Source organism: Pseudoxanthomonas sp. LjRoot206, assembly GCF_056175725.1.
Genome location: NZ_JBGFFI010000007.1, coordinates 14,961 through 27,741, shown reverse-complemented (window position 1 = coordinate 27,741; position 12,781 = coordinate 14,961). Strand labels below are relative to the sequence as shown.

The following is a 12,781-nucleotide window of genomic DNA, read 5'->3' as shown; positions in this document are numbered from 1 at the left end:
ATGGGAGTGAAATCTTGCAGTCACATGTGAGTTTCGTGACCGTGATGTGACAAGGCGCAAGCAGACCCGTCTGCCTCCGCGCGCTCCCACACCGCCACTTCTATATAAGTATCCGGCACACGACCGGACTGTTGGCATCCATCCGCTCAGCCCGCCCGCACCCGACCTCACCCGTGGCAAACACGCGCCAGCCTCCGGCCGGCGCACATCCGACGTCACCGGACTGTCGCAATGCCGACACGGCGCTGTCACACAAACGTCGTGGAATGGCCACCCAACGGGCATGCCCCGTCCTTCCACCCTGCCTTCTCCCAGGAGATTTCCGTGCTCAACTCGATCAAATCCCGCGTCGCGCTGCTCGCGCTCGCCTCGGCCTTCTCGGCGCAGGCGTTCGCCGCCGACGTGACCGGCGCCGGTGCGTCGTTCGTGTATCCGGTGATGACCAAGTGGTCCGCCGACTACGCCAAGGCCACCAACAACCGCGTCAACTACCAGTCGATCGGTTCGGGCGGCGGTATCGCGCAGATCAAGGCCGGCACGGTGGACTTCGGTTCGTCCGACGCCCCGCTGAAGCCGGAAGAGCTGGCCAAGTACGGCCTGGCGCAGTTCCCGTCGGTGATCGGCGGCGTGGTGCCGGTGCTGAACGTGGCCGGCCTGAAGCCGGGCCAGCTGAAGCTGGACGGCCCCACCCTGGCCAACATCTTCCTGGGCACGATCAAGACCTGGAACGACCCGGCCATCGCCGCGCTGAACCCGGGCGTGACCCTGCCGTCGCAGCGCATCACCGTGGTCCGTCGTTCGGACGGTTCGGGCACCACCTTCAACTTCGTCAACTACCTGTCCAAGGTCAGCCCGGAGTGGAAGAGCAAGGTCGGTGAAGGCACCACCGTGCAGTGGCCGACCGGCGTGGGCGGCAAGGGCAACGAAGGCGTCGCCGCATACGTGAAGCAGATCAAGGGCGGCATCGGATACGTCGAGCTGTCCTACGCGCTGCAGAACAAGATGTCCTATGCCAGCCTGAAGAACGCCGCAGGTGCCTACGTGCAGCCGAGCGATGAAACCTTCGCCGCCGCGGCCGCCAGCGCCGAGTGGGGCAAGTCGAAGGACTTTTACCTAGTCATGACCAACGCCCCGGGCGCGAACTCCTGGCCGATCACCGCCACCAACTTCATCCTGATGTACAAGGCGCCGAAGAAGGGCAACAAGGATGCCCGCGACTTCTTCCGCTGGGTCTACGCCAACGGCGACGCGCAGGCCAAGTCGCTCGACTACGTGCCGCTGCCGCCGGCCCTGGTCCAGCAGATCGAGACCTACTGGAAGGCCAACCTGAAGTACTGATGCACCCCGCCGGCACGGTCTCTCCCCGTGCCGGCCCGATGCGGCGTCCCTCCCACGCCGGCATCACCGGGCGGGCCTTCGGGCCCGCCTTTTTGTTGGGTATTGCTCCGCTTGTCGTCGCATGACAGCGCGAGATGGCGATGTCATCACGCTGTAACAAAAACATCATTTCATAGCGTGGATCACACACGACCCGTCTGGAGACCCCATGCCCGTCCGTAATGCACGCCTGGCCACGCTGGCCCTGGCGACCGCCTTCTTCGCCGCCGCGTGCGGCGGCAAGACCGACGCCCCGGCCGCGACTACCGGCGCCGACGCCGCCGCCCCGGCCGCCGCCGGCGCGCAGCAGATCTCCGCCGAGCTGACCGGCGCGGGCGCATCATTCATCTATCCCCTGATGGCCCGCTGGTCCACGGACTACAACAAGACCACCGGCGCCAAGATCAACTACCAGTCGATCGGTTCCGGCGGCGGCATCGCGCAGATCAAGGCCGCGACCGTCGATTTCGGCTCGTCCGACAAGCCGCTGTCGTCCGAGGAACTGGCCCAGGCCGGCCTGGCGCAGTTCCCGTCGGTCATCGGCGGCGTGGTGCCGGTCATCAACGTCGAAGGCCTGCAGCCGGGCCAGCTGAAGCTCAACGGCACCGTGCTGGCGGACATCTTCCTGCACAAGATCACCACCTGGAACGACCCGGCGATCGTCGCGCTGAACCCGGGCGTCACCCTGCCGACCGGCAAGATCAACACCGTGCACCGTTCCGACGGGTCGGGCACCACCTTCAACTTCGTCAACTACCTGTCCAAGGTCAGCACGGAGTGGAAGTCCAAGGTCGGCGAAGGCACCTCGGTCAACTGGCCGGGCGGCGTCGGCGGCAAGGGCAACGAAGGCGTCGCCGCTTACGTGCGCCAGCTGAAGGGCTCGATCGGCTACGTCGAACTGGCCTACGCCGAGCAGAACAACATGTCGTACGCCTCGTTGCAGAACGCGGCCGGCCAGTTCGTCAAGCCGACGCCGGAGAGCTTCGCCGCCGCCGCGGCCAGCGCCGACTGGGCGAACGCGAAGGACTTCAACCTGGTCATCACCAACGCCCCGGGCGAGCAGGCGTGGCCGATCACCGCGACCAACTTCATCCTGGTCTACAAGCAGCCGAAGGACGCCACGAAGGCCAAGCACACGCTGGCGTTCTTCAAGTGGGCCTACGAGCAGGGCCAGGCGCAGGCCAACGAGCTGGACTACGTGCCGCTGCCGCCGGAACTGGTCGGCCAGATCGAGCAGTACTGGAGCACCGAGATCAAGCTCTGATCCATGTGCCATCCGCGGGCCGTCCAGCTGGGCGGCCCGCTGTCATCACGCGGTAACCGCACCACCGTGCACTAGCTCTTCACGCGACAACCGCCCCTCCCCCACTTCCCGGGTTGCATGAACGCCACCGCCCTCCCCGCGTCCCTGACGGACGTGCGCACTGCGAAAGACGCACGCGCCGACACGCTGTTCCGGCTGACCCTGACCGGCGCCGGCCTGTTCGTCCTGTTCTCCCTGATCGCTGCCGCCGTCTCGATGTTGTGGGGCGGCCGTGAAGCCCTGCAGACCTTCGGCCTGGGCTTCTTCACCAGCACCAACTGGAACGTCGGCACGCGCGAGTTCGGTGCGCTGGTGCCGATCTTCGGCACCCTGGTCAGCGCCGGCATCGCCATGCTGATCGCCGTGCCGGTGAGCTTCGGCATCGCGGTGTTCCTGACCGAAGTCGCACCGGCCTGGATGCGCGGCCCGGTCGGCATGGCGATCGAACTGCTGGCCGGCATCCCCTCGATCATCTACGGCATGTGGGGCCTGTTCGTGCTGGCGCCGCAGCTGAGCGAACACGTCTACCCGTGGATCAACGACAACCTCGGCCAGCTGCCGCTGGTCGGCGTGCTGCTGTCGGGCCCGCCGCTGGGCATCGGCATGATGACCGCCGGCCTGGTGCTGGCCATCATGGTGATCCCCTTCATCTCGTCGGTGATGCGCGAGGTCTTCCTGACCGTGCCGGGCCGCCTGAAGGAATCCGCCTACGCGCTGGGCTCGACCAGGTGGGAAGTGGTCTGGGACATCGTGCTGCCCTACACCCGCTCGGCGGTGATCGGCGGCGTGTTCCTCGGCCTGGGCCGCGCGCTCGGCGAAACGATGGCGGTGACCTTCGTCATCGGCAACGCCTACGCCATCAGCCTGGCGCTGCTGGAACCCGGCACCTCGATCGCCGCGACGATCGCGAATGAATTCGCCGAAGCCACCGACCCGCTGCACAAGGGCTCGCTGCTGCTGCTCGGCTTCACCCTGTTCGTGCTGACCTTCATCGTGCTGGCGATCGCCCGCCTGATGCTGCGCCAGCTCGCCAAGCGGGAGGGCAACTGATGTCCGCTTCGCTCTACACCTGGCGCAAGGTCAAGAATGTCGCCGCGCTGTCGCTGTCCATCGCAGCCGCGCTGTTCGGCCTGATGTGGCTGGTCTGGATCCTCTGGACCACGATCACCAAGGGCATGGGCAGCCTGAACCTGGACCTGTTCACCCAGATGACGCCGCCGCCGAACGAACCCGGCGGCCTGGCCAACGCGCTGTTCGGCAGCGTGATCATCAGCCTGCTGGCGATCCTGCTGGGCACGCCGATCGGCATCGCCGCCGGCACCTACCTGGCCGAATACGCCAACAAGCACTGGCTTGGCGAAACCGTCCGCTTCGTCAACGACATCCTGCTGTCGGCGCCGTCCATCGTGCTGGGCCTCTTCATCTACACCGTGATGGTGGCGCAGATGGGGCACTACTCGGCGTGGGCCGGTGCGGTGGCGCTGGCGTTCATCGCGCTGCCGGTGATCGTGCGCACCACCGACGAGATGCTGCGGCTGGTGCCGCAGCAGATGCGCGAAGCGGCGTTGTCGCTGGGCGTGCCGCAATGGAAGGTCACCACCCAGGTGCTGATGCGTTCGGCGCTGCCGGGCATCGTCACCGGCATCCTGCTGGCGCTGGCGCGCATCAGCGGCGAAACCGCGCCGCTGCTGTTCACCGCCTTCAACAACCAGTTCTGGAGCACGGATCTCAACCAGTCCATGGCCAACCTGCCCATGGTGATCTTCCAGTACGCGATGAGCCCCTACGACTCGTGGAACTCGCTGGCCTGGGCCGGCGCCTTCCTCGTCACCGGCATGGTGCTGGTCCTCAGCCTGATTGCGCGAACCATCCTTCTTCGAAACAAGGTGACCCATGAATGACGCCGCCCGCATTGCCGTGGTGACGCCGCAGCGCCACGACGACCTCGCCGCGCCGGCCAGCGTGAAGCTGGCGGCCAAGGGCCTGGACTTCTACTACGGCGATTTCCATGCGCTGAAGAACATCAACCTGGAGATCCCGGAAAAGCGCGTCACCGCGCTGATCGGTCCCTCCGGCTGCGGCAAGTCCACCCTGCTGCGCGTGTTCAACCGCATCTATTCGCTGTACCCGAAGCTGCATGCCAAGGGCGACGTGCTGCTGGACGGCGAGAACATCCTCGACGCCAAGTACCCCATGAACCGTCTGCGCAGCAAGGTCGGCATGGTGTTCCAGAAGCCGGTGCCGTTCCCGATGACGATCTTCGAGAACGTCGCCTACGGCATCCGCCACCACGAACGCCTGAACAAGGCCGACATGGACGTGCGCGTCGAGCAGGCGCTGCGCCAGGCCGCGTTGTGGGACGAAGCCAAGGACAAGCTGAAGCAGAGCGCGCTGGGCCTGTCCGGTGGCCAGCAGCAGCGCCTGTGCATCGCGCGCGCCGTCGCGCTGCGCCCGGACGTGATCCTGCTGGACGAACCGACCTCGGCACTCGACCCCATCTCGACCAGCAAGATCGAACAGCTGATCGAGGAACTGAAGCACCAGTACACGATCGCCATCGTCACCCACAACATGCAGCAGGCGGCGCGCGTGTCGGACTACACCGCCTTCATGTACCTGGGCGAGCTGGTGGAGCACGACGCCACGTCGACGATCTTCTCCAACCCCGGCAAGCAGCAGACCGAAGACTACATCACTGGCCGGTTCGGCTAAGGACATGCCCTCCATGAGCACCCAACCACACGACCATATCGTGAAGAGCTACGACGAAGAACAGCGCCGCGTCGTCGGCGAGATCGTCCGCATGGGCGAAACCGCCGTCGCCCAGCTGGAGGCCGCGATGGACGTGGTCGAACGCCGCGACGACAAGGCCGCCCAGCGCATCATCGCCAACGACGAAGCCATTGACGCCATCGAGCACCAGGTCAGCCACGACCTGATGCAGCTGGCGCTGCGCGGCCCGATGGCGCGCGACCTGCGGGTGATCCTCGCCGGCCTGCGCATCCCGGCCGACATCGAACGCATCGGCGACTACGCCGCGAACGTCGCCAAGCGTTCGATCGCGCTGAACCTGGCGCCGCCGATGCCGCAGATCACCGGCCTGCGCGCGCTCGGCAAGCTGGCCGCGCGCCAGGTGCGCGACGCGCTGGCGGCCTACCAGACCGGCGACGCCGAGCAGGCCGTGCAGGTCCGCGCGCGCGACGCCGAGCTGGACGCGCACTACACCGCGCTGTTCCGCGAGCTGCTGACCTACATGATGGAAGACCCGCGCAACATCACGCCGTGCACGCACCTGCTGTTCATGGCGAAGAACCTGGAGCGCATCGGCGACCACGCCACCAACATCGCCGAGAACGTGTGGTTCCTGGTCCACGGCGAGCAGCCGTTGCCGCCCCGCGACAAGCGCGACGAGACCAGTACCACGGCGATCTGAGCCGGCGTTTCTTCCGCACCGCAGCACCCATGCGCCCCGCCCTGTGCGGGGCGCATGCGTTTGACGATCCCTGCATACGGTCGGCTAACGCCTTGCGTCTACACTATCCCCACTTCCCGTGCGGCCCCCGCCGCACCCCATTGGAGAGCACGACGATGTCCAAGACGAACAAGCCCGCCGCAGTCGCCATCGCCCTGGTCGGCGGCCTCGCCCTGACCGGTTCCGCCTTCGCCATGGAATCCCTGGCGCAAGGCTACCTGCTGGCGGCGCCGGAAGCCGCCAAGGCGGGCGAAGGCAAGTGCGGCGAGGGCAAGTGCGGCATGTCCAAGGTCGACACCGACAAGGACGGCAAGGTCTCGCAGGCCGAGTTCACCGCCGCGCACCCGGACAAGGCGGCGAAGTTCGCCGAGATCGACACCAACAAGGACGGTTTCATCGACGCCGCCGAGCACAAGGCGCACGCGGGCGCCAAGGGCGCCGAGGGCAAGTGCGGTGAAGGCAAGTGTGGCGAGGGCAAGTGCGGCGGCGACAAGAAGAAGGCCGGCGAAACGAAGTAAGCCGTCGGTAGCGGGTCCCGGCACCGTGCCGGGATCCGCGTCCTCGCCTGCATGAGCGCCTCCCTTTCTCCCGACACCGCCGGCCTCGGCCTGCGCCGCGCCCTGCTGGACGAACTGCTGGATGCGCCGGCCGGCGCGTTCGATTTTCTCGAGTGCGCGCCGGACAACTGGATCGGCGTGGGTGGCCGCTACGGCGAAGCACTGCAGACACTGTCCGCCCGCCATCCGATCACCTGCCACGGGCTGTCGCTGTCGCTCGGCGGCATGGCGCCGCTGGACGACACCTTTCTCGCACGCACGCGGCGCTTCCTCGACCAGCATGGCGTGTCGCTGTACAGCGAACACCTGAGCTATTGCAGCGACGACGGCCACCTGTACGACCTGATGCCGATCCCGTTCACCGAGGAGGCCGTCCGCCACGTCACCGCGCACATCCGCCAGGCGCAGGATGCGCTGGGCCGCCGCATCGCCGTGGAGAACGTCTCCTACTACGCCGCGCCCTACCAGGCGATGGCGGAAGCCGACTTCATCACCGCGGTGCTGGACGAGGCCGACTGCGACCTGCTGCTCGACGTCAACAACGTGTTCGTCAACGCGATCAACCATGGCTACGACGCGCGCATCTTCCTCGCGCGGATGCCGTCGGCACGGATCGCGTCGTACCACATCGCCGGCCATTACGATGAAGCCGACGACCTCAAGGTCGACACGCACGGCGCACCGGTGAAGGACGATGTGTGGGCGCTGCTGGCGGCGGCCTACGCCACCCATGGCGTGCGCCCCACCCTGCTGGAACGCGATTTCAATTTCCCGCCGCTGGCGGAACTGTGCGCGGAGCTGCAGCGCATCCGCGAGCTGCAGGCGATCCATGCGAACGGCACGGCGGCCCAGGCCACGCATGGCTGACACGCTGCACGACCAGCAGTTCGCGCTGTCGCGCCACCTGCGGGATCCTTCGTCGCACCCGCCGCCGCCCGGCATCGAGGACCGGCGGCTGGCGGTCTACCGCGACCTGTTCTTCAACAACATCGAAGGCCTGCTGGCCGGCAACTTCCCGGTGATCCGCAAGACGCTGGGCGACGAGGCATGGCCTGCGCTCGTGCGCCGGTTCTATGCCGACCACCGCAGCCAGACGCCGCTGTTCCCGGAAATCGCACGCGAGTTCATCCGTTACCTGGAATCGCGCGACGACGATGCACTGCCGTCCTGGCTGCGCGAACTCGCGCACTACGAGTGGGTCGAGCTGGCCCTGCAGATCGCCGACGATGCGGTTCCGCCGCACGTCCCGGAAGGCGACCTGTTGGCGGGCGAACCGCTGGTATCGCCCTTCGCCTGGGCATTGGCCTACCAGTGGCCGGTGCACCGCATCGGTCCGGCGTTCCAGCCCGACGCACCACCGTCCGAGCCGACCCTCCTGCTGGTCCGGCGCGATGCCGGCCACCAGGTCCGCTTCGCCGCCATCTCGCCGCTGGTGTACCGCCTGGTCGAGCTGCTGGGCGAAGGCGGCCGCAGTGGTGGCGATGCATTGCGGCAGCTCGCGGTGGAAGCAGGCGTCGACGACGTGCCCGCCTTCGTCGAACAGGGCGCGGCGATGCTGTCGCGCATGCGCGAGGAAGGCACGCTGCTGGGGACTGTCGCCTGACATGACCTCTGTAGGAGCGACGTAAGTCGCGACCGCGCCTCGACAGATAGTCCCCTCTCGCTGTGGTGAACGCGCCGCCGCGCGCCCAGATGACGAATCTGCTGATTTCCAGCGCAAGCGTTCGTTCCGCGGTCGCGACTTACGTCGCTCCTACAGAAAGCAAGCTCGACGTTGGGCTTCCAGCCAAGGAAGCGTCCCTGCCCTCTGCTACGCTTTCCCCATGGAAAACACCGCCGAACCCGTCCGCACCACCCCCATGGCCCAGCGCTTCCGAGGCTACCTGCCCGTGGTGGTGGACGTGGAGACCGGCGGCTTCGACTGGAACCGGCACGCGCTGCTGGAACTGGCGGCGGTGCCGCTGGACCTGGACGAGAACGGCCTGCTGGTCTGCGGCGAAACCGCCAGCGTGCACCTGCACCCGGCGCCCGGCACCGAGATCGATCCGAAGTCGCTGGAAGTCACCGGCATCGACCTGGACCACCCGTTCCGGTTCGCCAAGCACGAGAAGGAGGCGCTGGACCACGTGTTCGCGCCGGTGCGCGCAGCGGTGAAGAAGCACGGCTGCCAGCGCGCGATCCTGGTGGGCCACAACGCGCACTTCGACCTCAACTTCCTCAACGCCGCGGTCGCGCGCGTGGCGCACAAGCGCAATCCGTTCCATCCCTTCAGCGTGTTCGACACGGTGACGCTGGCCGGCGTCGCCTACGGCCAGACCGTGCTCGCCCGCGCCGTGCAGGCTGCCGGCTTCGACTGGAATGCCGAGGACGCCCATTCGGCCGTGTACGACGCCGAACAGACCGCGCGCCTGTTCTGCAAGATCGTCAACGCGTGGCCCGGGCCCGCGGCGTCCGCACCGGTTGCAGAGCCCGAGCAGGACACCGTCACCATGTACCGGCCCACCGGCCCGGAAGAACTCGCTCTACTGGCACGGCACGATTTCCGTCGCTGGCCGCCCCGCCTGCCCGAACAACCCATCTTCTATCCCGTCACCAACGAGCAGTACGCCGCTGAAATCGCGGAACGATGGAACATCAAGGACAGCGGTGTCGGCTACGTGACCCGTTTCAGGGTGCGCAAGGACTTCATGTCGCGCTACCCCATCCAGAAGGTCGGTGGCGCCCACCACACCGAATGGTGGGTGCCTGCCGAGGAACTGGAGCTGTTCAACGACAACATCGTGGGCACCATCGAAGTCATCCGCGAGTTCAAATGATGACCGTCCGCGCGCTGCGCGCCGACATCACCACGATGCAGGTCGATGCCATCGTCAACGCGGCGAACAGTTCGCTGCTCGGCGGTGGTGGCGTGGATGGCGCGATCCATCGCGCGGCCGGTCCGGAGCTGGTGCACGAGTGCCGGCTGCTCGGCGGGTGCAGGACCGGCGAGGCGAAGATGACGAAGGGCTACCGCCTGCCGGCCCGCCATGTGATCCATACCGTCGGTCCGGTGTGGCGCGGCGGCGAGCAGGGAGAAGCCGACCTGCTGGCCGCGTGCTACCGCAACAGCCTGGCGCTCGCGGCGAAGCACGACCTGCGCAGCATCGCGTTCCCCTGCATCAGCACCGGCATCTTCGGCTATCCCGCGGACGCTGCCGCGCGCGTCGCGGTCGAGACGGTCCGCGCTGCGCTGGCAGCGTCGGCGAATCCGCCCGACGTGATCTTCTGCTGCTTCTCCGCCAGCGACCTGGCGCAGTACCAGGCCTTGCTGGACTGATCAGGCGCTGCCGCTGCCTGCGGTCTCCACCGGCGAGCGCGAGGTCATGGCGGCACCGGCGGACGCGACGATGATCGCGGCGATCGCCAGCCACTGCAGCAACGACAAGCGTTCGTGCAGGAACAGCAGGCCGCACAGCGCGGCGATGGCCGGCTCCAGGCTCATCATCATGCCGAAGGTGCGCGTCGGCATCTTCGTCAGCGCGACCATTTCCAGGCTGTAGGGAATCGCGGTGGACAGCAGCGCCACCGCCAGCGCAACCGGCAACAACGCAGGTGCCAGCAAGGCGGTGCCGGCGTGCGCGACGCCGAACGGTACCGCCACCGCCGCCGCGATGCAGCTGCCGATGGCCACGGTCTGTGTGCCATGCGCGTTGCCGGCCTTCTGGCCGAACACGATGTACAGCGCCCAGCACGCGCCTGCGCCGAGCGCGTAGGCCGCGCCTGCAAGGTCGAGCGGCTGGCTGCCCTGCTCCGGCACCAGCAGCACCAGCCCGATCACCGCCAGCACGACCCACACCACGTCGCGCAGATGACGCGACCCCAGCAGCGCCACCGCCAGCGGGCCGGTGAATTCGAGCGCGACCGCGATGCCGAGCGGCACCGTTTCCAGCGACTTGTAGAACAGCAGGTTCATCAGGCCCAGCGAGGCGCCGTAGCACAACAGCAGCGGCCACTGATCGCGGGTGACGCGCGCGCGCCACGGCCGGAACACCGCCACCAGGATCAGCGTCGCCAGCGCCAGCCGCAGCGCGGTGGCGCCGGTGGCGCCCACGGCCGGGAACAGGCTTTTCGCCATCGACGCGCCGGCCTGGATGGACAGCATGGCGACGAGCAGCAACGCGATCGGCTGCCAGTGGACGGAGGCATGGGAATTCGGGGACGACATGACGACGGTACCTGCGGGCGTCGAACGCGCCACGCTTGAAGGGAGGACAGATTGCGCACTATATTGCGCAGACCGAAGCTTACCGGATGCGCAATATAATGCGCAACCCCTACCCATGAGTGTGTTGGAACACGTCGCCGAGAATATCCGTCGCCTGCGGACAGACGCAGGCCTCAGCCAGCAGGCGCTGTCGGTCGCCGCGGACGTGTCGCGTCGCATGCTGGTGGGCATCGAATCCGGCGACGCCAATGTCAGCCTCAACACCCTGGACCGCATCGCGGAAGCGCTGAAGGTGACGTTCGCCGATCTGGTGAAGGCGCCGAGCCGGCCGGGGCTCGACCGCATCGAGGCGCTGGCCTGGAGTGGGCGCGTCGGCGGCTCGAAGGGCGTATTGCTGGCCACCGCGCCGGCGGCCCACGACGTCGAGTTGTGGGCGTGGACGCTGATGCCGGGCGACCGCTACGTATCGGCGGCCGATCCCACGGGCTGGCACGAGATGTTCTTCGTCATCGAAGGCCGCCTGGTGATCGAACTCCCGGACCGTGAACACGTCGTCGAGGCCGGCGACTTCTTCGTGTTCCCCAGTGACCGCGACTACGCCTACCGCAACGACGGCGACGCGCCGCTGCGCTTCATCCGCAACGTCGTGCACTGATCCCGCAGGGTCATTTCGTCGGCGCTGCGATGCCGTGACGTTCCAGGATCCGGCGCACGCGATCCAGCGGGATCGCCTCGACGGTCTCGCCGTTACCGCTCACCGTGGTCGCCATGAAGATCGAGTTGTAGATCGCTTCCTCGACCGCTTCCACGCTGGCCTGGAACACGGCGCTCATCTGTTCGTTGGCCAGTTCCGACGTCTCCAGCTGCGGCGCATCGAAGGCACGCCGCACCGACTCCGCGGTGGAGAACGCGAGGATGTAGTCGCCGCTGCCGTTCGACGCCGAACTGCCCGTGCGGCCCAGGCCCATCATCGCGCGCGACGCGACGCGACGCAGGTTGCGGTCGCCCAGTGGCGCATCGGTGGCGATGACGATGATGATCGACCCGTCGCCGCGATCGTCGGCCAGGCCGCGGCGGTCGCCGGCCTGCATGGCGACCGCCTTCTGGAAGGCGTAGCGGTCCAGTTCGCGCCCGACCGGCGCGCCCGAGACCTGCAGCACGCCACCGAAATTGCTCTGCACCAGCACGCCGACGGTCCAGCCGCCCAGCGACGCGGGCAGTTTGCGCGACGACGTGCCGATACCGCCCTTCCAGCCGAACGCCACCGTGCCCGTGCCGGCGCCGACGCTGCCTTCCTGCACGGCACCGTCGGTGGCGGATTCCAGGGCACGACGCACGGCATCCGCGGTGATAGGGCGCGCACGGATATCGTTGAGCCCGCCGTCGTTGGTTTCGCCGACCACCACGTTGAGCGACTGCACCTTCCCCATGTCGGGTTTGGCCAGCATCCACTCCGCCATCGCATCGGCGGCCTTCCACACGCACAGCGTGCAGGTCAGCAGGATCGGCGTTTCCAGTTCGCCCAGTTCGTTGACCTGGGTGCTGCCGACGAACTTGCCGAAGCCGTTGCCGACATGTATGGCTGCCGGCACGCGCGAGCGGTAGACGTTGCCGGCATGCGGCAGGATCGCGGTGACGCCGGTGCGCACGATGTCGCCCTCCTTCAGCGTCACCTGGCCGACGCGTACGCCGGCGACGTCGGTGATGGCGTTGTGCGTGCCGGGGGCGAAGATGCCCGGCGCCACGCCGAGGTCGCGAGCACGCACGCGCACTTCATCCTTCGCGAAGGCGGACATCGAACACGCCAGCAGCGACAGCGCGATCAGACGACGGACGATCATGCGGCGTTCGCGGCTCATGCGGCGTTC

At 67.4% G+C, this 12,781-nt stretch carries 14 protein-coding genes and 1 pseudogene; 13 read left to right on the top strand and 2 right to left on the bottom strand.

Annotation, left to right across the window (positions count from 1 at the left end):
* The first annotated feature begins 336 nt into the window (after positions 1–336).
* The 12 genes and pseudogenes from pstS (AC04MD_RS19345) (at position 337) to AC04MD_RS19290 (ending at position 10,025) form a co-directional block, all read left to right on the top strand.
* Positions 337–1,338, top strand: a complete 1,002-nt coding sequence (gene pstS / locus AC04MD_RS19345; protein ID WP_475498864.1) for a phosphate ABC transporter substrate-binding protein PstS — start codon at positions 337–339, stop codon at positions 1,336–1,338.
* Positions 1,339–1,546: 208 nt separating this feature from the next.
* Complete coding sequence (gene pstS / locus AC04MD_RS19340) at positions 1,547–2,641, top strand: phosphate ABC transporter substrate-binding protein PstS (protein ID WP_475498835.1); 1,095 nt, start codon at positions 1,547–1,549, stop codon at positions 2,639–2,641.
* 117 nt (positions 2,642–2,758) lie between these two features.
* Positions 2,759–3,730 (top strand): phosphate ABC transporter permease subunit PstC, encoded by a 972-nt coding sequence (pstC, locus tag AC04MD_RS19335; protein WP_162337643.1) that lies wholly within the window; start codon positions 2,759–2,761, stop codon positions 3,728–3,730.
* Entirely contained in the window at positions 3,730–4,581 is an 852-nt protein-coding gene (gene pstA / locus AC04MD_RS19330) for a phosphate ABC transporter permease PstA (RefSeq protein ID WP_475498834.1), read from the top strand. The genes pstC and pstA overlap by 1 nt, the downstream gene beginning before the upstream one ends.
* Entirely contained in the window at positions 4,574–5,392 is an 819-nt protein-coding gene (gene pstB / locus AC04MD_RS19325) for a phosphate ABC transporter ATP-binding protein PstB (protein WP_213605259.1), read from the top strand. Before pstA ends, pstB begins: the two co-directional genes overlap by 8 nt.
* Before the next feature lie 13 nt (positions 5,393–5,405).
* The gene (gene phoU, locus AC04MD_RS19320; RefSeq protein ID WP_475498833.1) at positions 5,406–6,113 is read left to right on the top strand and encodes a phosphate signaling complex protein PhoU; all 708 of its coding nucleotides are present in this window, start codon (positions 5,406–5,408) and stop codon (positions 6,111–6,113) included.
* A 155-nt stretch (positions 6,114–6,268) separates the two neighbouring features.
* On the top strand, positions 6,269–6,670 hold the full coding sequence (locus AC04MD_RS19315) for an HvfA family oxazolone/thioamide-modified RiPP metallophore (protein WP_475498832.1): 402 nt from the start codon (positions 6,269–6,271) through the stop codon (positions 6,668–6,670).
* A gap of 51 nt (positions 6,671–6,721) precedes the next feature.
* A complete protein-coding gene (locus AC04MD_RS19310) occupies positions 6,722–7,576 on the top strand; it encodes an HvfB family MNIO-type RiPP peptide maturase (protein WP_475498831.1) in 855 nt (284 codons plus the stop codon).
* Positions 7,569–8,312, top strand: coding sequence for an HvfC family RiPP maturation protein (locus tag AC04MD_RS19305; protein ID WP_475498830.1), 744 nt, complete (start codon positions 7,569–7,571; stop codon positions 8,310–8,312). Before AC04MD_RS19310 ends, AC04MD_RS19305 begins: the two co-directional genes overlap by 8 nt.
* 220 nt (positions 8,313–8,532) lie before the next feature.
* Positions 8,533–9,162 (top strand): annotated as a pseudogene (gene rnt, locus AC04MD_RS19300) (ribonuclease T); the annotation flags it as partial.
* A 36-nt stretch (positions 9,163–9,198) separates the two neighbouring features.
* On the top strand, positions 9,199–9,525 hold the full coding sequence (locus AC04MD_RS19295) for an ADP-ribosylation/crystallin J1 (protein ID WP_475498863.1): 327 nt from the start codon (positions 9,199–9,201) through the stop codon (positions 9,523–9,525).
* On the top strand, positions 9,525–10,025 hold the full coding sequence (locus tag AC04MD_RS19290; RefSeq protein ID WP_475498862.1) for an O-acetyl-ADP-ribose deacetylase: 501 nt from the start codon (positions 9,525–9,527) through the stop codon (positions 10,023–10,025). Before AC04MD_RS19295 ends, AC04MD_RS19290 begins: the two co-directional genes overlap by 1 nt.
* Here the strand turns inward: AC04MD_RS19290 and rhtA are convergent, their stop codons facing one another.
* Positions 10,026–10,913 (bottom strand): threonine/homoserine exporter RhtA, encoded by an 888-nt coding sequence (rhtA, locus tag AC04MD_RS19285; protein WP_475498829.1) that lies wholly within the window; start codon positions 10,911–10,913, stop codon positions 10,026–10,028.
* A 115-nt stretch (positions 10,914–11,028) separates the two neighbouring features.
* On the opposite strand from rhtA, the gene AC04MD_RS19280 reads away from it, so the two are divergent.
* Positions 11,029–11,568: a helix-turn-helix domain-containing protein gene (locus tag AC04MD_RS19280; RefSeq protein ID WP_475498828.1), complete on the top strand. Its 540-nt coding sequence runs from the start codon at positions 11,029–11,031 to the stop codon at positions 11,566–11,568.
* Between the two features lie 10 nt (positions 11,569–11,578).
* Here the strand turns inward: AC04MD_RS19280 and AC04MD_RS19275 are convergent, their stop codons facing one another.
* Entirely contained in the window at positions 11,579–12,772 is a 1,194-nt protein-coding gene (locus AC04MD_RS19275; protein ID WP_475498827.1) for a DmpA family aminopeptidase, read from the bottom strand.
* Positions 12,773–12,781 lie beyond the last annotated feature (9 nt).